The organism is Niallia sp. FSL M8-0099 (assembly GCF_038006945.1).
GTDB lineage: Bacteria > Bacillota > Bacilli > Bacillales > Cytobacillaceae > Niallia > Niallia circulans.
On sequence record NZ_JBBOWF010000001.1, the window covers coordinates 2,953,246 to 2,978,542 of the forward strand.

The 25,297-nt window shown below is 35.4% G+C and carries 21 protein-coding genes and 1 other annotated feature; of the genes, 1 reads left to right on the plus strand and 20 read right to left on the minus strand.

The features are described 5' to 3' along the window. Window positions 1-4: 4 nt before the first annotated feature. From NSQ92_RS14770 to NSQ92_RS14830, 13 genes are all read right to left on the minus strand, one after another. Window positions 5-835: a carbohydrate ABC transporter permease gene (locus NSQ92_RS14770; protein ID WP_047944325.1), complete on the minus strand. Its 831-nt coding sequence runs from the start codon at window positions 833-835 to the stop codon at window positions 5-7. Window positions 836-845: 10 nt separating this feature from the next. Next, the gene (locus NSQ92_RS14775; protein WP_201781404.1) at window positions 846-1,748 is read right to left on the minus strand and encodes a carbohydrate ABC transporter permease; all 903 of its coding nucleotides are present in this window, start codon (window positions 1,746-1,748) and stop codon (window positions 846-848) included. A 105-nt stretch (window positions 1,749-1,853) separates the two neighbouring features. After that, complete coding sequence (locus tag NSQ92_RS14780) at window positions 1,854-3,227, minus strand: extracellular solute-binding protein (RefSeq protein ID WP_061800795.1); 1,374 nt, start codon at window positions 3,225-3,227, stop codon at window positions 1,854-1,856. 313 nt (window positions 3,228-3,540) lie between these two features. Beyond that, window positions 3,541-4,824, minus strand: a complete 1,284-nt coding sequence (locus NSQ92_RS14785; protein WP_061800797.1) for a replication-associated recombination protein A — start codon at window positions 4,822-4,824, stop codon at window positions 3,541-3,543. 97 nt (window positions 4,825-4,921) lie between these two features. Next, a complete protein-coding gene (locus tag NSQ92_RS14790; RefSeq protein WP_047944320.1) occupies window positions 4,922-5,872 on the minus strand; it encodes an ABC transporter permease in 951 nt (316 codons plus the stop codon). After that, window positions 5,872-6,789 (minus strand): ABC transporter ATP-binding protein, encoded by a 918-nt coding sequence (locus tag NSQ92_RS14795; RefSeq protein ID WP_047944319.1) that lies wholly within the window; start codon window positions 6,787-6,789, stop codon window positions 5,872-5,874. Before NSQ92_RS14795 ends, NSQ92_RS14790 begins: the two co-directional genes overlap by 1 nt. Before the next feature lie 17 nt (window positions 6,790-6,806). After that, window positions 6,807-7,499, minus strand: coding sequence for an ABC transporter ATP-binding protein (locus NSQ92_RS14800; RefSeq protein ID WP_341152900.1), 693 nt, complete (start codon window positions 7,497-7,499; stop codon window positions 6,807-6,809). Next, window positions 7,500-7,877: a GntR family transcriptional regulator gene (locus NSQ92_RS14805; RefSeq protein WP_047944317.1), complete on the minus strand. Its 378-nt coding sequence runs from the start codon at window positions 7,875-7,877 to the stop codon at window positions 7,500-7,502. Window positions 7,878-7,883: 6 nt separating this feature from the next. Next, window positions 7,884-8,645: a hypothetical protein gene (locus tag NSQ92_RS14810; RefSeq protein ID WP_095258106.1), complete on the minus strand. Its 762-nt coding sequence runs from the start codon at window positions 8,643-8,645 to the stop codon at window positions 7,884-7,886. A gap of 252 nt (window positions 8,646-8,897) precedes the next feature. Further along, window positions 8,898-9,665 (minus strand): tRNA threonylcarbamoyladenosine dehydratase, encoded by a 768-nt coding sequence (locus NSQ92_RS14815; RefSeq protein ID WP_047944315.1) that lies wholly within the window; start codon window positions 9,663-9,665, stop codon window positions 8,898-8,900. 432 nt (window positions 9,666-10,097) lie between these two features. After that, window positions 10,098-11,867, minus strand: a complete 1,770-nt coding sequence (aspS, locus tag NSQ92_RS14820) for an aspartate--tRNA ligase (RefSeq protein WP_144546511.1) — start codon at window positions 11,865-11,867, stop codon at window positions 10,098-10,100. Between the two features lie 110 nt (window positions 11,868-11,977). Beyond that, complete coding sequence (gene hisS, locus NSQ92_RS14825) at window positions 11,978-13,252, minus strand: histidine--tRNA ligase (protein ID WP_047944313.1); 1,275 nt, start codon at window positions 13,250-13,252, stop codon at window positions 11,978-11,980. A gap of 98 nt (window positions 13,253-13,350) precedes the next feature. Continuing rightward, window positions 13,351-13,583: a binding site (T-box leader), on the minus strand. An 82-nt stretch (window positions 13,584-13,665) separates the two neighbouring features. Further along, a complete protein-coding gene (locus tag NSQ92_RS14830) occupies window positions 13,666-13,842 on the minus strand; it encodes a hypothetical protein (RefSeq protein ID WP_047944312.1) in 177 nt (58 codons plus the stop codon). 202 nt (window positions 13,843-14,044) lie between these two features. Between NSQ92_RS14830 and NSQ92_RS14835 the strand changes: the two genes are divergently transcribed. Next, window positions 14,045-15,589 (plus strand): N-acetylmuramoyl-L-alanine amidase, encoded by a 1,545-nt coding sequence (locus tag NSQ92_RS14835; protein WP_144546509.1) that lies wholly within the window; start codon window positions 14,045-14,047, stop codon window positions 15,587-15,589. A 140-nt stretch (window positions 15,590-15,729) separates the two neighbouring features. Here the strand turns inward: NSQ92_RS14835 and dtd are convergent, their stop codons facing one another. From dtd to NSQ92_RS14870, 7 genes are all read right to left on the minus strand, one after another. Then, a complete protein-coding gene (gene dtd, locus NSQ92_RS14840) occupies window positions 15,730-16,170 on the minus strand; it encodes a D-aminoacyl-tRNA deacylase (protein WP_047944311.1) in 441 nt (146 codons plus the stop codon). Between the two features lie 12 nt (window positions 16,171-16,182). Further along, complete coding sequence (locus NSQ92_RS14845) at window positions 16,183-18,378, minus strand: RelA/SpoT family protein (protein WP_047944309.1); 2,196 nt, start codon at window positions 18,376-18,378, stop codon at window positions 16,183-16,185. Between the two features lie 298 nt (window positions 18,379-18,676). Then, complete coding sequence (locus NSQ92_RS14850; protein WP_047944308.1) at window positions 18,677-19,189, minus strand: adenine phosphoribosyltransferase; 513 nt, start codon at window positions 19,187-19,189, stop codon at window positions 18,677-18,679. Next, window positions 19,180-21,543 (minus strand): single-stranded-DNA-specific exonuclease RecJ, encoded by a 2,364-nt coding sequence (gene recJ / locus NSQ92_RS14855; RefSeq protein WP_061800801.1) that lies wholly within the window; start codon window positions 21,541-21,543, stop codon window positions 19,180-19,182. The genes NSQ92_RS14850 and recJ overlap by 10 nt, the downstream gene beginning before the upstream one ends. Window positions 21,544-21,758: 215 nt before the next feature. Then, window positions 21,759-22,058 (minus strand): LapA family protein, encoded by a 300-nt coding sequence (locus NSQ92_RS14860; protein ID WP_047944306.1) that lies wholly within the window; start codon window positions 22,056-22,058, stop codon window positions 21,759-21,761. A gap of 131 nt (window positions 22,059-22,189) precedes the next feature. Beyond that, window positions 22,190-24,442: a protein translocase subunit SecDF gene (gene secDF / locus NSQ92_RS14865; RefSeq protein ID WP_047944305.1), complete on the minus strand. Its 2,253-nt coding sequence runs from the start codon at window positions 24,440-24,442 to the stop codon at window positions 22,190-22,192. Between the two features lie 361 nt (window positions 24,443-24,803). Next, window positions 24,804-25,109 carry a post-transcriptional regulator gene (locus NSQ92_RS14870; protein ID WP_047944304.1) on the minus strand — a complete coding sequence of 102 codons (306 nt, stop codon included), beginning with the start codon at window positions 25,107-25,109 and terminating at the stop codon, window positions 24,804-24,806. Between the last annotated feature and the right edge of the window lie 188 nt (window positions 25,110-25,297).

Sequence of the window (25,297 nt, forward strand, 5' to 3'; positions counted from 1 at the left end):
CACCCTATCCTTTCGTAGCTCCACCTAAACTGAAGCCCTTTGACATAAAATTTTGTGAAATTGTATACAAAATAACGACAGGCAATGTATACATTACCGAAAATGCTGCCAATCTGCCGTAATTAACCATTCCAAAGTTTCCGAAAAATTGAAAGATCGTTACAGAAGCCGGCAGCTTTTCTGGACTTTGAATGAGGATATAAGGAACAAAATAATTTCCCCAGCTGCCTGTAAAAGTAAAGATAGCAACTGTGAATATTCCGGGAAGCATTAAGGGAGCAACAATTTTTTTTATTCCTTGAAAGATAGATGCTCCATCGACCCAGGCTGATTCTTCTAAATCCAAGGGAATAGAATCCATAAAATTCTTCATCATCCAAATACCATATGGCAAGGAAGAAGCTGTTAAAAAAAGCGTCATCGCTATCAAGGAATCTTGAAATTTCAAATAAAGAAATAACTGAAACACCGGTACAATAACGGCTGTCATTGGTAAGGAAGTCATGAACAAAATGGTCATCATAAAACTATTTTTATATTTTAATGTATACCTAGACAATGGATAAGCAGCCAGCACACATAAAATCACAACCAACAATGCCTGTGAAGTCGATATTCCTATTCCAATAAAAAACGAACGCAAAATCGCAGCTTCAGATAATATTGACTTAAAGTTGTCTAAGGTTATCTTTTCTGGCATCTTCAGTGCCTGAATTGCCCCTGGATCCACTGATGCAAATAGCATCCATAATAACGGCAGCAAAAACAAAATTGCCAGAATAGACAGGATTAAATAATGAATAAGTTTTTCCACTCTATATCCTTTTTGAACCAACTCACTTCACCTACACTTTCACTTTCAAGGTTTTCATATATATGAAGCTGGCAATTGCACCCAATACTAATAACACAAAGGAAATCGCTGTCCCATAGCCTAACTGATAACTGACAAATGCCTGTTTATACATAAATACAGGAAGCGTTGCTGTACTTACCCCTGGACCTCCTCCAGTCATTGTATAAATTAAAGCAAATACTCCAAGTGTTTGCAGCGTAACTAACATCATATTTGTGGCGATTGTTCCTTTTACCATAGGGATGGTGATATAGCGAATAACCTGAAATCGACTGGCACCATCCATAATGGCTGCTTCTTCCACATCTTTTGGAATATCGTCTAAAGCTGCTTGAAATACCATCATGGAGAAAGCAGTTCCTCTCCACATATTCGCAATCACAACACTCACCATTGGGAAAGTAAATAGCCAGGCAATCGGTTTAATATCAAAAAGACTCAACAGCCAATTAGCAGTTCCGCTTTCACCAAGAAATGCCACCCAGCAAAATGCTACCACAACTTCTGGAGTTACCCAGGCGGCAATTATGATTAAACCAACAATTCTTCTAAATGTTTTATTTTTCTCTTTCATTAAAAAGGCGATCAAAAAGCCAAAGAAACATTGTCCGAGCACCGCTGAGAAAAAAACAAAAACAATTGTATTCCACACACTGACACGGAAGTCGGGATCTTGAAACATCCGGGTAAAGTTTTCAAATCCTACAAACCTTAGCTGACTAGCTTCTGCACCAGTCAGAGCTAAGTTTGTAAATGAAAAAAGTAATGTTAATAGCATCGGCCCAATGAAAAATATCAATAATAAAAGCCAGGTCGGAGCGAGAAAAATAGCTGCCTTAACATGATCCGACTGTCCTTTTCGTTTCGGCTTTTTTCCTAATACTGCTTCCAATTTCATCCCACCTTTAAAAAGGTTATCACTATAACAACAGGTGATGACCATACAAGGAATGGGAGTAAATTTCCCTGCTGGTCAAGTGTTCAGCCTTTTGTACAGTTATTTAACTACGTTTTCTTCGCCGACAATCCTGATTACATTGTTTGCATAATCCTCGGCAGCTTGTTTTGGTGTCTTGCTACCAGTTGCGACTGCCTCCACCATCGTTTGTATTTCTACGGAAACATTCGGATATTTGTCATTAGCAGGACGGAAATGAGCATTCTTCAAATACTCCGTTGCTTCCGAAATGAAATTTTGTTCTTTATAGGCGGGAACTTCCGCTGAATCATCACGTACTGTTAAGTTTCCTTCTGCAACAGCGCGAGCTGCCTGCTGTTCTTTCCCACCTAAAGCTTGGATAACCTTCCATGAAGCATCTGGATTTTTTGCTTTAGATGGAATTGCCCATGTCCATCCTCCAGACATAGTCGTAGTGCCAGGCTCTTGTCCATTTTGAGTCGGCATGGCCGCAAAACCAAATCGTTCCGTGACATTATCCATTGGAACTGCTCCTGTTTCTGTATAATTACCTGTATTCCAAAATCCATCTAATATAATTCCTGCTTCATCATTTGGGAACTTTTCTTGGAATAAAACGGAACTATAGTTGCTGTTAATGGCAATAGATAGAGGCGGTCCTAATTTTTTCTGATTATATACTAGATCAATAAATTGTAAGGATTCTTCTATTCCTTTTGTATTCACATGCCATTTCTTTGTATCAGCATCAAATAACACATCGTCTGTCCCGTAGAGCAGCATTTCAAAAGTCTGCATCGATACGGATTCCCCGTTTGCTTTAGCTACTCCCATAGAAAGAGGAATAACATCCTTAGCTGAATCTTTTATTTTTTCAGCAGCTTCTATAATCTCATCCCAGTTTTTAGGCTGCCAGTCTTCCGGCAGACCAGCTTTTTTGAAAACATTTTTGTTATACCATAACCCGCGAGAATCAGATGTTCCTGGAATGGCATATAATTTCCCATCTTCTCCAATCGAACCTGACTTTAAATTTTCTGTATAATATTGCCATTGATCCCAATCACGCACATAATCATCAAGTGGTAAGAGATAGCCTGCATTCGCATCTGAATTTAACATAAAGGAGTCTTCTGCAACCACATCAGGTGCTGTACTTTCTGATTGCATCGATAAAGCCACTTTAGAAAAATAATCCCCCTCACTAGCTGTAATCGGCGATAAAACTATTTTTATATCTGGGTTTTCTTTTTCAAATTCTGGGATAAACGTGTTTGTTAAATATTTTTTTAATTTATCATGCTCTCCTACATCTCTCCATGTAATTTTAATCTGGGTTTTTCCATCAACCTTCCCATCATCAGATGTTGAATTACTTTCGCTTGAACAACCAATTAATAAAAACGGAATACATAAAAGAAGCAAAAATACTTTTTTAATCGACTTTTTCATTTTTTCAACCCCTTGTTTTTAATTATTCGTTAGTGAAATAACCGCTCACTAAAATGTAAGCACTTTCAATTTAATCTTTAGACGCCTCTTTTTCAATCTATAAAATAAAGGAAAGTCAGTATTTTTCTTAGATAATTGAAAAAATGAAGATTATAACAAAAAATATAGATTGGCGGAAACGATATTTATCTGCCATCTCTTAAAAATGTTTGTTTAGAAATTTTAAAAAAACCTTAAAAAAGAAGCCTAGTTAAATGACTGCCTTACCATTCGTGCGTGTCATTTAACTAGACTCCATTATATAAGTCTATGCTTATTTATTTTTTTTAAATCCTTTAAGCTTATCATATATTGCCCCCAGCTTCTTCTCCTCACCAGCTTCAGTTGGATGATAATACTGAGTTCCTTTAAGTTTTTCCGGGAAATATTCTTGATCAACCCATCCACCAAACGTTCCAATTGGATAGTCATGCGGATAAATATACCCAACATGTCCTAACTTCTTGCTTCCTTCATAATGACCATCCCTTAAATGCATAGGGATATCCCCGACTCTGCCATTGCGGACATCTGCTATGGCGGCATCTAATGCTTTATAGGCTGCGTTCGATTTAGAGGATAAACACATTTCCACTACCGCTACAGATAAAGGAATTCGCGCTTCTGGTAAACCAAGTCGCTCACTCGCCGTCACTGCTGCTAAAACATTATTGCCGACAGATGTATTGGCAAGGCCAACATCTTCATAGGCAATGACTAACAATCTCCTATTTACGGCAACTAAATCTCCTGTTTCTAATAAATGAGCGAGATAATATAAGGCGGCATCTACATCACTACCTCGGATACTTTTCTGCAGACTAGATAATAAATTATAGAAATGCGAGCCTTTTTTATCCCCAAAAACACCGACCTTTTCAATCATTTGGTCAATGGTATCATCCTTGATAATAAAAACGTCGTCCTCTTTATCAGATGAATAGACAATAGACTCTAGAAGAGTTAATGATTTTCTTGCATCTCCATTAGTGCCTTTTGCAATTTTTGCAATTTGTTCCTTTGAAATTTGAATGGACAGATTCGCAAGCCCTTTTTCATCTTGTAATGCTCGATGCAATAATTCTTCAATATCATCATCCGTTAATCTTTTTAACTGCTTGATTTGTCCACATCTACTGCGAATCGCAGGATTTACATCATGATAGGGATTTTCCGTCGTAGCACCTATTAAAACAATATCCCCTCTCTCCACATGAGGAAGTAAATAATCCTGCTGCGCTTTATTAAAACGATGAATTTCATCTAAAAAAAGAATGACTTTCCCTGTCAATCTTGCTTCATCCACTACCGCTTCCACATCCTTCTTTCCTGATGTAGTCGCATTTAGTGCAATAAAAGGTAATTTTGTTGTACCAGCAATAGCAAAGGCAATCGAGGTTTTCCCAATGCCAGGCTCTCCATACAATAACATCGATGGAACATGACCATTTTTAATCATTTTATATAAACTGGTTGTTTTTCCGATAATATCCTTTTGCCCGACTACTTCATCAAGATTCGTCGGGCGCATTCGATAAGCAAGTGGTTCCCCGTTCATTTATACACCTTCTTGTTTAACTTCTTACATCCATTATAACGTAAAGATAGGAAAGAAGAAAAATAGAATGAAGTCCATAAAAGACCTCATTCTATGATTACGCCGCAACATCTCTCTTCCTAAACACCCAAAAAGCTAAGCCGATGAATACGACAAAATAAATAACGAGCATAGTAATCGAGAAAGACAAAGTCATGCCGCTCACTAAAGGAGTTCCTTCCAAATATTGCGTTAAATCAGTGTTGGCAAATAATAAATATTTCGCCCAATCAAACCAGTTCGCTAATAATAAAGTGACTGTATTACCCATAAACATTAAGAAAATCGATATCCCAATTGCGAGTGAACTATTCCGAAAAACGGAAGAAATCATAAATGCCATTGTAGTGAGCATAAATAAACTGATCGAATTTAATCCATAATAGCTTATTAAATGCATGAGAATGCTTTGTTCCTTCACTACCCCATTGGAATAAAATAAATATGGATACACTTCTTTCGGCAGTCCAAACAGAATGGCACCTAATATAAAAGAAAAGGCAAAGATGATAAAAATAGTTAAAAACCCGAAAAGTAATACCGTTAAATATTTTGATAATAGAATCTTTATTCTGCTTAATGGACGAATAAGGAGAAGTTTTATCGTTCCCCAATTAAACTCGTTTGCTACGATTCCAGCTGCAATAATAATTGTAAATAAGCCTGCAAGACTAAGAAGTTGGATACTATCAGCAACAAAATCCCATGCAGAGTATTCTACATTTGTACTAAAATTATGTGTAATTCTATACTCGTTTATAGCTATTTCTTTTGTATAATAATTCCTTGTTTCTTCAGGAAGGTGTTCATCTTCCAGCTGTTCATTATAGCGCTTATTTTCTAATTCAAGTCCATGTTTCCAGTTCTCATTATCAGGGACAGAAAATCCACTTGATTGATATTTATTAAAAGCACCAAGCAATAAAACAGCAATTAATAAGAGCACGATCATTACTAATGTTGCTGGACGTTTCCATATCTTCATCCATTCATTTCTTATTAGCTGCATTAATTCAGATCCTCCCTGTGGTTAGTCAATTCTAAAAATCGATCTTCTAATGTTTTCGATACTTCTTTTATGCCAAAAATCTGAACGTCCTGTAAAGCAAGTGCTTTTATTATTCCAGGTATTTGTTCTTTTGTTACCGTAATATGAATTCCCTGCTCTTTTGGCATAACTTGCACTTCCGGCATCATTCCATGTATATGACTTATGGCTTTATCAACAGGATGAAGCTCCATTTCAAATACTTGCTCTACTGCTACAAAGTCCTTTACTAACTGGACATCGACCAGTTTACCTTCTTGAATAATGCCGATGCGATCACACATCATTTCCATCTCTGATAACAAGTGACTAGAAACAATAACTGCCATGTTTCTCTCTCTAGCTAGCATTCTTAAATGGTCTCTTATCTCTCTTATCCCTGCAGGATCTAATCCATTCGTTGGCTCATCTAAGATTAATACTTTAGGATCATGCAAAAGGCTTTGCGCAAGGCCTAAACGTTGTCGCATTCCAAGTGAATAAGTGCGAACTTTATCATGAATTCGATCTTTTAAACCAACTAATTCAACTGTCTCCATTATTTTTTGCTTTGATATACCTTTCACCATTCGAGCATAGTGCAGAAGATTTTCATACCCACTCAAAAATTTGTACATTTCCGGGTTCTCTACAATGGCTCCAACATGCTGGATTGCTTTCTCAAACTGATCGCGAACACTCTCCTTGCAAATTATGATATCCCCATCACTCATATTAATGAGACCAACAATCATCCGGATCGTTGTTGTTTTCCCTGCACCATTTGGACCAAGAAAACCAAATACTTCTCCTGCTTCTACTTGGAAACTCAACGAATCAATTATTTTTCTTCCTTTGATTATTTTTGAGACATTTTTTAATTCCACTACGGATGTCACTATTTTTTACCAGCCTTTCATTTGTTTATATTTGCCTTCATCCACTCGATAATGGATTGACCTTTTTCTTCCCTTAAATCCTCTACTGAAAGATTGGCGATTACATTCCCATTATTTAAAACAACTATATTATCTAAAATGGATTCAACCTCTACTATCTCATGTGTTGCTATCACAACGGTCTGTTTTTCAAAATCAATATAGTTTAATAATCCTTTAACGATTGATTCCCGCACCAGTGGATCTAAACCTGAAAAAGGTTCATCGAGTAATAAAATTGGCGCTGACCGAGCTAAACAAAGAACAAGCTTCAGTCTTCCTCTGTTTCCCTTCGAAAGATTCTTTATTTTTTTATGTTGCTCTAACTGCATAAATTCTAGTAATTCTTGCGCTTTGCCAAGCTGAAAATCATGAAACTGCGAGGCTGTAAATCGTATCATTTCTTGAATAGTAAAAGATTCATAAAAACGGTCTAGCTCCGTTAAATATGAAACATCCTCTGCAATTCTATGCGTAGCATTTTTTCCATTGACTAACACCTTGCCATTAGTCGGCTGGACAAGACCAGCAATCATTTTCAACGTGGTTGATTTTCCACTTCCATTTGTACCAAGAAGACCATAAATTTTTCCCTCTTCTAAGGTTAAATTTACATTTTCCACTGCATACTCTCTACCATATCTTTTGGTTACATTGCGAAATTGTATCATTTACTTTTCACCCTTCTTCTCTTGAAGATAGATTTCTAATAACTGAACCATTTCTTCTTTTTTGATTCCTAGCTCTTGCATATTACGAATAAACTGTTCCAGTAAATCATGTTGAAGCTTTGTTCTTAGCTCCTCTATAATATCTTCTGATTCGGTTATAAATGTACCCTGACCTCTTCTCGTTTCCACAATCTTCATCCTTTCCAATTCACCGTACGTCCGTTGAATCGTATTTGGATTTACTCCAGATGCAATAGCCATTTCTCGAACAGATGGCAACTTATCTCCTGGCATCCGTTCATAGCGTGCAATTTGCTGTGTAATTTTTTCTACGATCTGCATGTAAATTGGTCTGGATGATTCAAATTCATCTGCCATGGTAATCTACACCTCCACTTTCTTTTCCAATAACCAAGAAGCTATTAGAAATAAGAAGAAGAGTGTTAGAATATATCCGCATAATGAAAAAATAGATATCTCTGTTGTTTCTATAGAAGCCTTAAAAAAATCCCGACGTGCTTCAAAAGCAAGTGTATTGTCTACAGAAATAACTGATTTCCTTTTAAGAGCATCAATAACCGGGATTCTATTAAACCAGTAGACAGCAATATTCCAAATATTCCAAAGAAGGATTAAAACGACCCAGCGTATTTTATTCAACCATACGATTTTTTTCATGCTGTGATAAAGTGTCCATGAGAAAAAGACCCAGCTGCTGAGGTATATGGATATTCCTAATAGGATTAAACACATAAAAAATAAATTTGTTTGATTGAAAGCTAGTTTCAATTCTCCAACATACATACTAATCACTGCCACACTAAACATTAAAAACAATGATATTATCGAATACAGGATTCCTGTAATCCATTTTGATAAAAGAAGTTTTATGCTGCTGTTTGGATTATGAAGCCATAATTGTGTTTTCCCTTCTATATTCAAAGAAGTTAATAAAAAAGATGGAAGATAAAACACATGCGCAAAACAGAAAGTGATGGCAAAAATTGCGACCAACATAATTGTTTTGTAATAACTAGATAGTACAATAGACGTTATCAATCCCAAACTGACAATAATAATACTCGTGTACAGAAAAGGAAGACCAAGCTTTAAATCTTTTTTTAATAGCCCATTAAACGAATTCACTTAAACCACCTCATTGTATTAGTGTATTATCTACATAGTACACTAATACTCCGATACTAGTCAATAGGCTTCGGCTCTTTTTCTCACCATTTAGATGAACGAAAAGTCACCATAATCTCCATGTAAAAAACCAAAACAATTATACGTAGCTTTTCATAGCATTTTCGTATAATTGTTTTGGTTTAAAGGAAGCTAGACACTTATGTTCCAATCTCTTTTCAATCAAGAAACATTTACCGCCATTTTATGGTATTATTTCTCATCTTTTACACGTGTGATTTTTATCTCTTTTAGCAACTCTTTTACGACATGGCTAGCCATTATTAACCCAGCCACTGAAGGAACAAACGCATTAGAAGAAGGAGGCATTTTCGCCTTTCGAATTGGCGCATTATCTTTTCCGACCACTTTACGAACATCTTCACGAATTACAATGGGACTTTCATCTGAAAATACGACGTTAATCCCTTTTCTAATTCCTTCTTTACGAAGTCTTGTACGAATAACTTTTGCAATTGGATCTGTGTGTGTTTTACTAATATCTGCAATTTGGAAACGAGTAGGATCCATTTTATTTGCAGCGCCCATGCTTGAAATGATTGGAATATTTCGGTTTAAACACTCTTTCATTAAGTGAATTTTATAAGCAATCGTATCAGATGCATCTATGACAAAATCTAAGCCATAAGCAAAAATTTCTTCATACGTTTCTTCGGTATAGAACATTTTCAATGCAATTACTTCACAGTCTGGATTAATATCTGCAATACGTTCTTTCATAATATCTACTTTAGGACGGCCAACTGTAGATAATAATGCAATTACCTGTCTATTGACATTCGTAATATCCACATCATCCTTATCAATTAAGATTAATTTTCCTACGCCTGAACGAGCTAACGCTTCTGCAGCAAAGGAACCAACGCCTCCGATTCCTAGAACAGCAACCGTACTGTTTTTCATTGTCTCTAGCCCTTCTTTGCCAATGGCTAGCTCATTTCTCGAAAATTGATGCAACATCTGTTTTCAACTCCATTTAATTTTTCCTACCAGCTAATTATGTTTACATATTCCCTTATAAGGAATTCTCATTCTGAAAGAATAAAATTATTACTTAAGAAATATAACATAAATTTTTATCAGCTACCACTACCCTTTCCTTGTTTCCCGATAAGAATTAAGTTTTTTCTATTGAATGATAGGTATAAATTTTGCAAGTACTAAAAGAGAGAGTTGGAACAAAATATGTAATAAGTAAAGAGAATCAATCTCATAGCTAAACCTCATGGGCTAGCCAGTTGGAAAGCGATGCGTATTTAGCTCCAGAAAAAAATCACAAAACGTCTTTTTCGACATAAAAAAACGAACAATCATACGAAATATTGTTGATATCTCCGCATAATTGTTCGGGTCTATATTTGGTGGAATACTTCTATTCCAGTCTCTTAATCATTATTTATTCAGTTTCAAAGATAAATGTAAATCTGTTAATTGGTTTTCACTTACTTCACTTGGAGCATTTGTCAAAAGACAGCTTGCACTTGCTGTTTTAGGAAATGCAATCGTATCACGAAGATTCGTGCGCCCAGATAGCAGCATAATTAAGCGATCTAAACCAATTGCAATTCCTCCATGTGGTGGAGTTCCATATTCAAACGCTTCTAATAAGAAACCAAATTGAGCATAAGCCTCTTCCTTAGTAAATCCTAATAAGCTAAACATTTTTTCTTGGATTTCTTTTTCAAATATACGTAGAGAACCACCGCCTAGCTCATAACCATTTAACACAATGTCATAAGCTTGTGCTTTCACTGCTTCAGGATTCGTATCCAATAATTCTAAATCCGCTCTTTGAGGCATTGTGAATGGATGATGTGCTGCATAAAAACGGCCTTCTTCTTCGTCATATTCAAATAACGGCCAATCTGTCACCCATAAGAAATTGAATTTACTTTGATCAATTAAATCTAGCTCTTTTGCTAATTTTAAACGCAGTGCTCCTAATGCATCGGCAACGACATTCTTTTTATCAGCTACGAATAAAAGCAGGTCTCCTGCTTCAATATTTAACGCTTGCTCAAAGTCTTTTTGCTCTGTCTCGGAAATAAACTTAGAAATAGGCCCTTTTAAGCCGTCTTCTTCAGCTTTTAACCAAGCAAGACCTTTTGCTCCATACACTTTTACAAACTCTGTCAATGCATCAATATCTTTACGAGAATAGTTTCCACTTGCATTCTTTACATTTATTGCTTTTACTTGACCGCCTGTTTCAACTGCTGAAGCAAATACTTTAAAGCTAGATTCTTTCACTATTTCAGAAAGGTCAACTAATTCCATCTCAAAACGAGTATCTGGTTTGTCTGATCCATATCTACTCATTGCTTCATCATAAGGCATTCTTGGAAATGGGAGCGTCACATCGATATTCTTAACTTCTTTCATGATTTTTACCATCATTGCTTCCATCATGTTCATAATATCTTCCTGACTCATAAAGCTTGTTTCCAAATCAAGCTGTGTGAATTCTGGCTGTCGATCTGCACGTAAATCTTCATCACGGAAACAACGAGCAATCTGATAGTATCTCTCTACTCCACCGACCATTAATAATTGCTTGAAAATTTGTGGTGACTGAGGCAATGCATAGAATTCACCTGGATGAACTCGGCTAGGTACTAAATAATCTCTTGCCCCTTCTGGCGTACTTTTTGTTAAGATTGGTGTTTCAATATCCAAAAACCCTTCACTATCAAGAAAATCTCTCATCACTTTTGTGACTTGATGACGCATTTTTAAGGTTTCAAACATAACAGGTCTTCTAACATCTAAATAGCGATATTTTAAACGTACATCTTCTGTAACATCCGTTTGATCAGAAATAACGAATGGAGGAGTTTTTGCTTCATTAATGATTTTAATTTCATCGGCGATTATTTCAATTTTTCCTGTTTTAAGGTTTTCATTGACTGTACCTTCTTGGCGCGCAACTACTTTTCCTTTTATATCTAATACAAATTCATTTCTTACCTTATCAGCGATTTCGATGGCCTCTTTATTTATCTCTGGATTAAATACTACCTGAACGATACCTGTACGGTCACGTAAATCAATGAAAATCAGCCCGCCTAGATCACGTCTTTTTTGCACCCATCCTTTTAAAACAATACTCTCACCAATCGATTTTTCTGTTACTTCACCACAAAAATATGTTCTTCCAAACATGAAGTATCCTCCCTATAATCAACATTTGTGTATTCACATTTTTATCTTCCTAACGACTCATTCAGATGCTTTCTTTGCTTTCCTATTAAAAACAAAGAAAACATCCTTGCTTAGAATGAGCCAAAGTCTTTTAGCGCACTTACAAGCTCTGTAAGCGGAATTTCTTTTTGTTCTCCTGTTTCTAACTGTTTTAAATTAATTTTGTTGTTTTGCAATTCATTTTCTCCTAAAACAGCGACATATTTAGCGTGAAGACGATCAGCTGCTTTAAATTGGGCCTTTACTTTGCGATCAAGATAATCTCTTTCAGCAGAGAAACCAGCCTGTCTAAGTTCATTTACTAATCCTACCGTGTAATCCTTTGCTTCTTCTCCTAATGAAACTAAATAGCAATCCACCTTCTTTTCAATAGGTAGTTCGATTTTTTCCGCTTCAAGGGCAGAAAGTAATCGTTCTAAACTCATAGCAAAGCCGATTCCAGGAGCTTCAGGGCCGCCTAATTCTTCTGTTAAGCCATTGTATCTGCCTCCACCACATAATGTAGTAATGGCGCCAAATCCTTCAGCTTCACTCATTATTTCAAAAGCTGTGTGGTTATAGTAATCCAAACCTCTAACTAAATTAGAGTCAACAACAAAGGGAATGTTTAAAGCCGTTAAATATTTTTGTACCTTTTCAAAGTATGCTTTTGACTCTTCGTTTAAGTACTCTAGGATGGATGGTGCAGACTTCATTAATGGATGTTCATGATCCTTTTTGCAATCTAAGATTCTCATTGGGTTTTTCTCTAATCTTGTTTGGCAATCATGACAAAATTCCCCGATGCTCGGTTTAAAGTGTGCAATTAGCGCTTCACGGTGAGCTTGTCTACTTTCTTTATCACCTAAACTGTTAACAACTACCTTTAACTTTGATAATCCCATTGTTTGATAAACGGAATAAGCAAGTGCAATCACTTCCGCATCAATAGCAGGATCTTTACTCCCAATTGCTTCCACACCAAACTGGACAAATTGACGAAAACGTCCAGCTTGTGGTCTCTCATACCGGAACATTTGCCCTAAATAAAAGAGCTTAATTGGCTGAGATGCATATCCATGCATTTTATTCTCCACAAATGAACGAACAACCGCCGCTGTTCCCTCTGGTCTTAATGTTAAGCTTCTTTTTCCTCGATCCTCAAAAGTATACATTTCCTTTGTAACAATATCCGTTGTGTCCCCAACACTTCGTAAAAATAGTTCTGTATGTTCAAATATAGGAGTGCGGATTTCGCTATATTGATATCGATCACAAAGTTGTTTAATTTTCCCTTCAATATACTGCCACTTTTCTACAGTCCCTGGCAAAATATCTTGGGTTCCTCTTGGAATATTAATATGCATTTTATGTATCCTCCCTGCTATTAGAAAAGCGTCTGATATCCGCGCTTTATTTGTAATATTTCAAATAAAAAAATCTCGTCCCTTGCATCCATCTGAATACAAGGGACGAGATTTTTCCCGTGGTACCACCCTAATTGAAGATTTTCTTAAATCTTCCACTTTGCAGTTAACGCCTGCGCACGTTTCTACCTACTAATGAAGAATATTTTCAGAAGAAAGCCTCCCTGAGTGTTCTTTCTCTAAGTCATCATGTAGAAATGCTTGCAGCCTTTATGACATTTCCTCTCTGTTCATGTGTCTCTTAGATACTCTTCTCGATCAATGGCTTTACTAGATTATTTATTATTATTTAATTAATAATAAATAGGAAAGATTGTATTGTCAATAGGATATGAAAATGATTTCCCGCTCTATTATAATTTTCCTAGTTGTTTCTTTAGCTTTTTTACTTCCCCTAATGAAAGTCCGAATTCAGAAGCTAGCTCAATCGCATTTGAATTTCCTTCTCTTTGAATAAAATCGTGAAAATCGACGCCTAGTAATTTGGAATCAATTTCACTAGTTGATGAACTTTTTTCACCAAATCTCATGCATTTCACCCTTTTTTCTGTTATTTTTTTATAGTATTACCATGAGAGGCTAAAAAATTTCATCAAAAAATAGTTTCTTGTCTAAATTTGATTACAAAAAATAAGAATAGCATAAAGGAATATACCTTCAAAAAGTAGAATCTTATTGTATGTGAAATTATACTAGTCAGCTTTAGACAATTACGGAAGGAGTGCAGCTTGTTTGAAGAATATAAGATGGATGCTATTACTTTTAGTCAGCATCTTCTTCATTCCTACACAGTATCAACTTGTATCAGCAGAAAATCAATCAACTGTTCAAGCTAATATGGTCATAAACGTTAGAGAAAATCCAGGGCTTGATCAAAATGTTATTGGGAAAATGGAGATAGGAAAAGCATATCCTTTAATAAAGGAAGAAAATGATTGGATTGAAATTCAATATACTCCCTCTTCTACTGGATGGGTAGCCGCCTATTTAGTAAAAAAAAACGGACAAAGTACAAATGACGGCCCAATGGAAAAAGAAGAAGAAACAATTACTTCCCATTCAAACAAAGCCACGATTACAGAGAATGGTCTTCGCTTAAGAAAAGGACCAGGTACAAATTATCAAGTGATTACCACTTTAGGTGAAGGAATTGAAGTCACCATCCTTTCCACAAATAACGATTGGTATCAAATCAGTACAGATTTAGGGTCTGGATGGGTTCACAATGATTATCTCCTGTTTGAAGATTCTTCTATTCATACAGAAACAGGAGTACAAGAAAAGCCTAAACAGGAAATAGCTACTGTTACAGAAGATCAGATTAATCTTCGCAGTAATCCATCTACTAGTGCAGAAATCATCGGAAAAATCAGCATTGGCACTGTAATTACTATAATAGCAGAAGAATCTAATTGGGCAAAAATTCAATACTCTGGTAATATCGGCTGGGTTCATAAAGATCTTTTAAAGAGCAGCGATATAGAAAGCAGAAAAGGAAAAACAATCGATAAGAAAGTTAAACTTCTCTACGATAGAACAAATATTAGAAGCGATGCAACCGTCAATTCAAAAATCTTGCTTGTCGCAGATAGCGGCGAAACCTTTCAAGCAGTAGAAATAATTGATGATTGGTATAAAATTAAACTTGCAGACGGCGAATTTGGATATATTGCGGAATGGCTGGTTGAAGATTCAGCATCAAATGATCCCCAAATTACCAATACTACAGCTACAAATGATTTAAAGGGAAAAACAATCGTTTTGGATCCTGGGCACGGCGGAAAGGATAGTGGCACAATAGGCTTTGTCGGAACACTTGAAAAGACATTAAATCTTCGTACCGCTAAGTTACTTGCTAATAAACTAGAAGCCTCTGGAGCAAAGGTAATCCTAACTAGAAAAAACGATCTATTTATTCCGTTACAAACAAGGGTCGATATAAGCCATTTCTATCATGCAGATGCTTTTATCAGCCTCCATTATGACAGCATCAGTGATCGTTCCGTAAATGGTGTTACAAGCTATTACTACACATCAAATCAGAAAAAATTAGCTACCAGCATACATAAAAGTATCATTGAAGCAACAGATCGAAAGGATAGAGGCGTTAGACAAAATTCATATGTCGTCCTTAAGCAAAATAGACAACCTGCCTCTCTGTTAGAATTGGGATATCTAAGTAGTCCTGCTGAAGAACAAACGTTACTTTCTAACAAGTATCAAGAGACCATTACTACAGCTATCTATAATGGCTTAGAGAATTATTTTAGTTATTAAGCCTGTTCATTGAATGGTCATATAAGAAGCAAATAAAAGCCAAACAATCATCTGAGCTTTCGTGATTGTTTGGCTTTATTTCTATCCAGATTACTTATGGTCTAACCTTTTTTAATTGTATAGGAAGCATTCATTTAACATTATTTACTATCTAATATTAATGTTACCGGTCCATCGTTTATTAGCTGGACATCCATCATCGCACCAAAAATACCTGTTTCAACAGTTAGACCATGGCTGCGTAAAAGTTTATTGAATTGATCATATAACACCTTTGCCTGCTCTGGTTTAGCGGCATCCATAAAGTTAGGTCTTCTTCCTTTACGTGTATCTCCATATAGGGTAAACTGGGAAATCGATAAAACGGCTCCCTCCCTATCTAAAATACTTTGATTCATTTTCCCATTCTCGTCTTCAAAAACACGAAGATGGGCAATTTTATCTGCAAGGTATTTAGCCTCTTCCAATGTATCGCTATGTGTAATACCTACAAGAAGAACGAATCCTTTCTCAATAGCGCCAACTATCTCTCCGTCTACTTCTACTTTTGCTTCTCTTGATCTTTGTAATACTACACGCACATTTAAGACTCCTTAGTTCATTATTCTTCGTACAGAATAGACATCTGGAATTTGTTTGATTCGATCAACAACTTTTTGAAGATGATTGACATTTAGAATCATAATACTCATGTTAATCGTCGCAACTTTATTACGGTCAGACTTACCAGATACGGCCGATATATTTGTTTTCGATTCATTAACTGCCTGGAGAACCTCATTTAATAAACCTCTTCTGTCATAGCCGCTTATTTCAATTTCAACATTATATTCTTTGCGGTTATTTAAATTCGTTTCCCATTCAACAGGAATTAGTCGTGCCTTCGCATCATCTGTGTCAATATTTGTACAGTCTGCCCGATGAACGGAAACGCCTCTTCCTTTTGTAATAAAGCCAACTATGTCATCACCTGGAACAGGATTACAGCAGCGAGATAAACGGATTAATAGGTTATCAATTCCCGTTACTCGAACACCAGAAGCGCTCCTTTTATTATTGGAAAAAGACTTTAATTCCGCAACTGCATTTGAAATAGTTGAAATCTGTTCTGCATCTCTTTTCTTCCGCCATTTTTCTGTTAACCTATTGGCCACTTGGAGTGCTGTAATTCCATTGTAGCCTACAGCCGCATACATATCTTCTTCTGTCATAAAATTAAATTTTTCAATTACTGCCTTCACATTTTCGGGTGTAAGAATTTCTTTCAAATCAAATTCCATATTACGAATTTCTTTTTCAACTAATTCTTTCCCTTTTTCGACATTTTCTTCTCTACGTTGTTTTTTGAAAAATTGTCTAATTTTATTTTTTGCTTGGGATGTTTGAGCTATTTTTAACCAATCTTGACTTGGTCCATACGAATGTTTACTCGTATGAATTTCAACAATATCGCCTGTTTTTAACTTGTAATCAAGGGTGACCATCTTGCCATTCACTTTTGCTCCAATCGTTTTATTTCCAATTTCTGAATGGATACGATAAGCAAAATCAATTGGTACAGAGCCAGAAGGTAACTCAAACACGTCTCCCTTTGGTGTAAAAACAAAAACCATATCTGAAAATAAATCAATTTTCAGACTTTCCATAAACTCTTCGGCATTCACGAAATCATCTTGGAATTCTAATATTTCTCTAAACCATGTTAATTTTTCTTCCAATGAGGATCCTTCATTTACAGATTTTCCTTCTTTGTATGCCCAATGAGCTGCAATCCCGTATTCAGCAATTCGATGCATGTCTTGTGTACGAATTTGCACTTCTAAAGGATCGCCCTTAGGACCGATAACAGTTGTATGGAGAGACTGATACATATTAGCCTTTGGCATCGCAATATAGTCTTTAAAGCGCCCAGGCATTGGTTTCCATCTTGTGTGTATAATCCCTAGTATGGCATAGCAATCTTTAATACTGTTGACGACAATTCTTACTGCTAATAAGTCATATATTTCATTAAACTGTTTATTCTGTAAAACCATTTTGCGATATATGCTGTATATATGCTTTGGTCTTCCGGAAATATCTGCTTGAATTTTTACTTCTGCCGTTCCTTCACGAATTTCAGTAACTACTTCATCTAGGTATTGTTCTCTTTCTGCTCTTTTCTTTTTCATTAAATTTACGATACGATAATATTGCTGTGGATTCATATAGCGTAATGCAGTATCTTCTAGTTCCCATTTAATAGTAGAGATTCCTAGACGATGAGCAAGTGGGGCAAAAATCTCCAATGTTTCATTTGAAATACGACGCTGCTTTTCTGCAGGTAAATGCTTCAATGTTCTCATATTATGAAGTCTGTCTGCTAATTTAATTAGGATAACACGAATGTCCTGCGCCATCGCTACAAACATTTTACGATGATTTTCTGCTTGTTGTTCTTCATGTGATTTATATTTAATTTTACCGAGCTTCGTTACACCGTCAACGAGCATGGCCACTTCACTGTTAAATGCTTTACTTATATCTTGTAAAGTAATTTCCGTGTCTTCAACAACGTCATGGAGAAAACCTGCTGCTACTGTTGCTGGATCCATTTCTAAATCAGCCAAAATTCCTGCTACTTGGATTGGATGAATAATATATGGTTCCCCAGATTTTCTATATTGTTCACGATGAGCCTCTCTTGCATAGTCATAAGCTTTTTCAATAAAAGCTACGTGCTCTTCGTTTAAATATCCTCTAGTCTTATCGATGACTTGTTCGGCGGTTAATACTTGATCGTTCGCCATGTAATCACCTTTCATATTACAATTATATTATTAAAATTTAGCATATTTTAGACATTCTTTCTATCCTACTACTTTTATGCAAGATTACAAAAAAGAATAAAATTTATTTTAGAATGATTATTACTATTATCGAAAAAAAAAGGGAGATTGTAAAGGGATTGGAAGTAAATTTTATACGGAAAGAAAGAAAAATGTCGAATGAAGGCGATTTCTACCTATTCCTAGTAATTTTTTCTTTCTTTTCTTTTCGATTATGAAAAAGAGCGCTTAATCAGCGCCCTTTTTTCATGTATGTGGATTAATATTCCATTAAAGTTAAAATATCATATCCGTCTAAATTTTTACGTCCTTCAAGATAAGACAATTCAATTAAAAATGCAATACCAGCAACAATCCCGCCAAGTTCTTCGACTAATTTAATTGTCGCCTCAATTGTACCGCCTGTCGCTAATAAATCATCTGTGATTAAAACACGTTGACCTGGTTTAATCGCATCTTTATGGATTGTTAATACGTCTTTTCCATATTCCAATCCATATTCTACTTTAATCGTTTCTCTCGGTAATTTTCCTTCTTTACGAACTGGAGCAAAGCCAACTCCAAGCGAATAAGCAACAGGACAGCCAATGATAAAGCCTCTTGCTTCTGGTCCTACAACAAGATCAATTTCTTTTTCTTTTGCATACGTTACAATTTGATCTGTTGCATATCTATATGCATCACCATTATCCATTAATGTTGTTATATCCTTGAATCTGATCCCTTCTTTTGGCCAATCTTCAACGATCGTAACATATTGTTTTAAATCCATTCTTTTACTTCCTCCTCATTATTGACGGATTTCTTTAGAATAAGATCAAACCAATTTTTAAGTTGTTCATAAGATGAATAAATTAATTCATTTTCCAGCTCAAATTGCGCTTGTTTTTGTTGAAAAGAGATAGATTCTGTTAAATCTCTTTTTGGAACATTCTTATTCAGTGAAATAAATCCATCCTTCATTGTAACAAAATTTAATTCAAAAAACACCTTTGACATAAAATCTACCGTTTCTTTACTCCAGCCTTTTCTTCTAGCAAGCTCTCCACCGAATTTTTGGAGGTGAAAATTCCCCTGTTTTGCTAAAAAAGCATAGAACCATTTAAAGTGATCACGAGTTGGCATTGTACTAAAGAAGTCACTTTGTTGTTTATAAAAAACAGCATATATTCTTTCAGGGGCATTGTTAGTTAACAATGTTTTTAGCATATCCAAACTAGGGGGATAATCTGCCAGTACCATAGCATTATTCATTGATTCTAGGAATGCTGCTTGCTCTATTGATTCAATTACCTGATAAGAGACTTGTTCATCCATATCCTTAGGAACAGAATCTTGATGAAAAAAAATCCACTGGGCATTTTTAGGCACTACTTCGTATAATTGATTCACTTTTCTTAAACTGCGATAGTCAAACAGCTGCCAATGAGCAACCTCCATATCTTGAATAAAGATTTGCGGTTTTTTACGATTATTCCATTCGTTTATCGAAAGCTCCCCTAATACAGAAACTTTTGCACTTGGAGAGATATGATCACATAGGTCTCCAATTCCAAATCCTATTCCATCTAATTCAAAATCATTATCTTTTAATATAATCTTTAAATGGTTTTGATTGGAACCTATTTTCCGCATATTGTCGATTTCTAGATCACAGAAGGTTAATTTTGGCTTGGGATTGTCGACTCCAAATGGGGCGAGCATTTGCATTTCCTCTATTGATTTAATAGATATATCACTAATTGAAAAACTGCCATCCACCTTTGTTAATGGAATGAGATTTTCTTCTGTTAATTGTTCAAATGCTAATCTATTTAAACTATCTCTAAGAACTTCTACATCTTCTATTTTTAAAGACATTCCTGCAGCCATTGGATGCCCACCAAAATGAGGTAGAATATCTCTACACGTCGATAGATTTTTATATAAATCAAATCCCTCAATACTGCGAGCAGATCCTTTTGCTATTCCCTTTTCCTTGTCATAACTTAATACAATCGTTGGTCGATAGTACTTTTCTACCAATCTAGAAGCAACTATCCCAACTACGCCGGGGTTCCAGCCTTCTTTCCCTACAATTAGAACACGATTTTCATTTAATGGATAGAGCTCGTCCACTTGTTCCATCGCTTCCAATGTTATCTGATTTACAATCGCTTGTCTTTCCTTATTCGTTTCTTCCATTTCTAATGCTAGTTCTTTTGCAATCTCTGAATCATCCGTTAATAATAAGTCAACAGCCGGATCCGCATTTCCTAATCTGCCAATAGCATTAATTCGCGGAGCAAGCATAAACCCGATTGTTTCTTCATTAATCGTATTTTTGTCGATATTCATTTGACGATATAATGCATTTAAACCGATATTATCCGTTTCTTGCAGTGCCTTAATTCCTTTTTTCGCAAGAAGGCGATTTTCTCCTGTTAAAGAGACAAGATCAGCGATTGTTCCAATTGCCGCAAATGGCAATAAATGATGGGGAACTTTTCCGTAAAGAGCGTGAGATAACTTGAAAGAAACGCCTACCCCTGCTAACTCACGGAATGGATATCCGCTGCCTTCTATCTTCGGATGAATAATCGCAAGTGCCTCTGGCAATATTGGTCCAGGCTCATGGTGATCGGTAATGATTAAGTCTATTTCTAATTCCTTTGCCACTTCCGCTTCATGAACAGCAGCAATACCCGTATCGACTGTAATAATCAATTGAACACCAATGCTTTTAGCATAGCGAAAAGCCCTCTCATTAGGGCCATATCCTTCGGTAAATCGGTTTGGAATATAAAATTGTACATTGGCTCCAAGATCCTCTAATGTTTTCATCATAACGGTTGTGCTAGTTACTCCATCGGCATCATAATCTCCGAATATAAGAATTAATTCCTTGTTAGTAATTGCCTTTTGTATTCGATCTACGGCTATATCCATTCCTAAAAGCAGGAAAGGATCATGAAAATCATTATTATCATCAAATAAAAAAGCTTTTGCTTCCTCTGGTGTATGGTAACCTCTTTTCAATAAAAGTGAGGCAACAATTGGTGCTAGTTTTAACTCTTCTGCTAATAGTAAAATATTTTCTTTATTTGAAGTTTCTTCTTGTATCCATCTTTTTTTGGAACGTAACATTCAATCACCTCAATCTAACTATTATACAAGTTAAAAGAAGTCCTTTCAATGCAAGAAGAATGGAAAAACATGTGGTTGTTTTTATAATTACTTTTTAATATTAAAAAAATTGTTCAATTATCATTCCAAATAACTAAATAGACAAAAAAGATGTCTGAGAAGAAATTAATCGAAGTAAACACTCCCAACGAATTTCTCCTTGCAGACATCCCTTTTTATTTTAGATCTGTTAGAACCTTTTCCTTCTCTTTTTTATCATCCGATTTTTGTTCTAATGCCTTTTTTTCTTTTTCCAATGTTTTAATTTTACGCTGCAATGAATAAATACGAATAATTCCAGCAGAGCCAATGATTAATCCACCAAGAAGAACAGAAATTAATATAACTAAAATAAGCGGCCATTCCCCTTCTCCAAATAAGTAATTAACGGAAACCGGTTCGACATTAATAACTGCAAAGACCGCAACGATTAAAGCAAAAATAATTCCCCAAAGCATATTCCATTGAAATTTCATTTACTTCCCTCCCTTTGTATTTTTTGGTTCTATTATTTCCTATTTTCCATCTTTCCACTATCATAAACAAGGATTTTTTTTAGCAAATATACAAAAACCCGCTCCTTTAGGAGACAGGCTTTTGTTTTGTCTTATACTTGTGGCTCGTCTGAAATTGGACGTTTTTCTTTATACGTAATTAAGACACCTTTTCTCTTTAATTCTCTCTTCTTCCAGACATACCAAAGCTGGGATGCAATAAAGATAGAAGAATAGGCACCGCCAATTAAACCAATTAGTAACGCTAAAGAGAAGTTTGTGATTGCACTGCTTCCAAATATTAATAAAGCCACTACACAAATCACAACCGTTATTACAGTGTTTATCGAACGTGCAAATGTCTGTCTAATACTTCTGTTGATAATATCTTTAATTTCTTGTGGTGTTTTGATTCGCTTCTTCTTCGCTAAATTTTCTCTTATACGATCAAAGGTAACAATCGTATCATTAATCGAGTAACCGACAATCGTCAACACGGCAGCGATAAAGGTAATATCTACTTCTAGTCGTGTGAGACTGAAAATCACGACAATAAAGAAAGCATCATGCAGTAATGCTAATACAGCTGCAAGACCCATATATACTTCAAAGCGAATTGCCACATAAATAATGATTCCGATGGAGGCAAAAATTATCGCTTTAAAGGCATTTTTAGCTAGTTCTTTCCCAACAGTTGGTGATACACTGCTGACGTTCGGATCATGCCCATACGTCTTATTAAACTCTGACTTTATCGTATTAATTTTAGCTCGACTTAAATCACCCTTAATACGAATAGCAGCAGTATCTTGCTTGTCACCTGAAATTACGATATCGTCTGCTTTTACATTCAGCTTATCTAAGTGATCTTCAATTTCAGCAGTTGTTAATGCTTTATCTGCCATAACTTCTATACGAGATCCACTTGCAAAATCAATTCCAAGATTAAGCTTGAATATAAACATAATCACAATTCCCGCCACAATTAAAACACTAGAAATTGTGAAAAATACATTTTTATATTTTACAAAATCAAGACGATCAAATTTGGTTGGCAATGTTAAAGTATCGTAATTTTCGCTAATATGTTTAATGTCTTTACGATTGACTCCAAACCACGTAATTTTTTTATCAAACAATTTACTTTTCACTAGTAAACCGAGTAATAATCTAGAACCATATACAGCAGTAATAAAACTTACTAATATACTAACAATTAAGAGTGTAGCAAACCCTTTTACTGAACTTGTCCCATAAATAAATAGAACAATCGAAGCTATAATGGTAGTTAAATTTGCATCAAAAATGGTTCCGATGGAGTTTTTATTACCTGCTTGAAAAGCAGCTCGCAGCGACTTTCCTACCCTCAGTTCATCTTTAATTCTTTCATAGGTAATGATATTAGCATCTACGGCCATTCCAACACCGAGAATAAGTGCCGCAATTCCTGGAAGTGTTAATACCCCTTTCATTAAATCAAGAACCAACAGATTTAAATAAACATAGATGGACAATGTAATGATAGCAACTAATCCAGGCAGACGGTAATAGAGAAGCATAAATAAAAATACTAGGCCTACACCAATGATACCCGCATATACTGTATCTTTTAACGCTTGATCTCCAAACTGTGCGCCAACACTTGTCGAATATTCTTCCGTCAATTTAACCGGCAATGCACCAGCATTTAATAATTCAGCTAATCTGGTCGCCTCATCTACTGTAAAATTACCAGTTATAGATACAGTATCCGAGTTAATCACTTCACTTACCATCGGCGCAGATAAGAATTTTGGTTCTTCTTTCGCTGCTTCCGCATTATAAGAATCCCCTTCTTCAAAGTCTAACCAGATGACTAACGGACTACCTAAAACTGATTGTGTTATTTCTTTAAATTTATTTGCATCTTTTAGTTTTAAAGAAACACTAGGTTTTCCATACTGGTCAAATTCTTGACTTGCTCCTCCCTGCACTAAATCAGAGCCATCTAGTAATTTCTTATCTTGAATATCTCTGAATGTTAGGTTAGCTTCAGTTGAAAGCATTTCTCTTGCTTCATTTTGATCTGTTATACCAGCAAGCTGTACTCTTATTCGGTCTTTTCCCTCTATTTGAATAACAGGCTCGCTTACTCCTAAAACATTTATCCTTTTATCTAAAGCTTGAGCTGTGCTTTTTAAAGCGGCTTCATCAATTTTCGCTTTCCCCTTTTCCAGTGGTTCTACTTTATAAAGAACTTCAAATCCACCTTGAAGGTCTAATCCAAGCTTAATATTGTCCAAAATTTTATTTGTTGTTCCTCCCATTAATCCTGCCGCCAAGACAATGATTAACAAAAAAGCAACAATTCTACTGCGTTTAACCATTATGTATTAATCCTCCTCATGAAATACAAAGCAGAAACTTCCTCAACTAATACTAGCCATATTCATTGTTATTTATCAAAAATGATGTCCTCTTATAATATGAACCTTGCAATCAGCTGTTATTCTATTTCTGCGGCTCACTTCTTTCCAGTAATTAAACTAACAATTTCTTCTATAACTTAGAATAAACTCATTATGGAACAGTTTATCATGACTGTCAATTTGTATAGAAAAATATACTAGTAAAGTTATTCTAATTGTCACATAAAGTTAACGACTTGTCTTTTATTACCACCATCTCCAAACCATCATCAACTATAAAAAAAGAATAATGGAAGAATTTCTGATTAATAAAACTCCTTTACTTCAGTAATTCTTTTTTTTCTTCTTCTGATAAGACAGAGAATAGATCTGCCGTTTTATATGCCTCGATAGTGGCAAAGTTCATATAGTCTACTACCTTAACATTCAGTATATCCTGTACAAGCTCCGAAATTCTGATATCTTGAGCAGGCTTTCTCCATTTTTTATTCGTTAAAAATGCCCATAGCTCGTCTTCCTTAATAGTCTCATAGCCAAGTAAGTGAAACTCTTCTAACTTGCTGTTTAATACAGGTTTAACTTGTGAACGATATTGGTCATATATGTGTGTTGATGTTGACGACATTCCTATTCACTCCATTACAGTCATTTTATCTTACTTTTAAACATGGGAGCTATCTCCTTTTACTTCTATACCTCCATAATGCTAAGCAAACCATTTTACCTAGAAAAAAATATGATTCCTTTTTCATACTAACAATAAAATATCGTCTCTTCCTTACAACAAACTTACTTTTATAAAAAAACCTTGTC

What these genes read in the sequence shown, in the direction of transcription:
- NSQ92_RS14780 (WP_061800795.1), bottom strand. Translation starts at nt 3,227, where the DNA reads ATGAAAAAGTCGATTAAAAAAGTATTTTTGCTTCTTTTATGTATTCCG.
- NSQ92_RS14785 (WP_061800797.1), bottom strand. Translation starts at nt 4,824, where the DNA reads ATGAACGGGGAACCACTTGCTTATCGAATGCGCCCGACGAATCTTGAT.
- NSQ92_RS14790 (WP_047944320.1), bottom strand. Translation starts at nt 5,872, where the DNA reads ATGCAGCTAATAAGAAATGAATGGATGAAGATATGGAAACGTCCAGCA.
- NSQ92_RS14800 (WP_341152900.1), bottom strand. Translation starts at nt 7,499, where the DNA reads ATGATACAATTTCGCAATGTAACCAAAAGATATGGTAGAGAGTATGCA.
- NSQ92_RS14805 (WP_047944317.1), bottom strand. Translation starts at nt 7,877, where the DNA reads ATGGCAGATGAATTTGAATCATCCAGACCAATTTACATGCAGATCGTA.
- NSQ92_RS14815 (WP_047944315.1), bottom strand. Translation starts at nt 9,665, where the DNA reads ATGTTGCATCAATTTTCGAGAAATGAGCTAGCCATTGGCAAAGAAGGG.
- aspS (WP_144546511.1), bottom strand. Translation starts at nt 11,867, where the DNA reads ATGTTTGGAAGAACATATTTTTGTGGTGAAGTAACAGAAAAATCGATT.
- hisS (WP_047944313.1), bottom strand. Translation starts at nt 13,252, where the DNA reads ATGCATATTAATATTCCAAGAGGAACCCAAGATATTTTGCCAGGGACT.
- NSQ92_RS14830 (WP_047944312.1), bottom strand. Translation starts at nt 13,842, where the DNA reads ATGAGATTTGGTGAAAAAAGTTCATCAACTAGTGAAATTGATTCCAAA.
- NSQ92_RS14845 (WP_047944309.1), bottom strand. Translation starts at nt 18,378, where the DNA reads ATGGCGAACGATCAAGTATTAACCGCCGAACAAGTCATCGATAAGACT.
- NSQ92_RS14850 (WP_047944308.1), bottom strand. Translation starts at nt 19,189, where the DNA reads ATGGATTTAAAACAATATGTTACGATCGTTGAAGATTGGCCAAAAGAA.
- recJ (WP_061800801.1), bottom strand. Translation starts at nt 21,543, where the DNA reads ATGTTACGTTCCAAAAAAAGATGGATACAAGAAGAAACTTCAAATAAA.
- NSQ92_RS14860 (WP_047944306.1), bottom strand. Translation starts at nt 22,058, where the DNA reads ATGAAATTTCAATGGAATATGCTTTGGGGAATTATTTTTGCTTTAATC.
- secDF (WP_047944305.1), bottom strand. Translation starts at nt 24,442, where the DNA reads ATGGTTAAACGCAGTAGAATTGTTGCTTTTTTGTTAATCATTGTCTTG.
- NSQ92_RS14870 (WP_047944304.1), bottom strand. Translation starts at nt 25,109, where the DNA reads ATGTCGTCAACATCAACACACATATATGACCAATATCGTTCACAAGTT.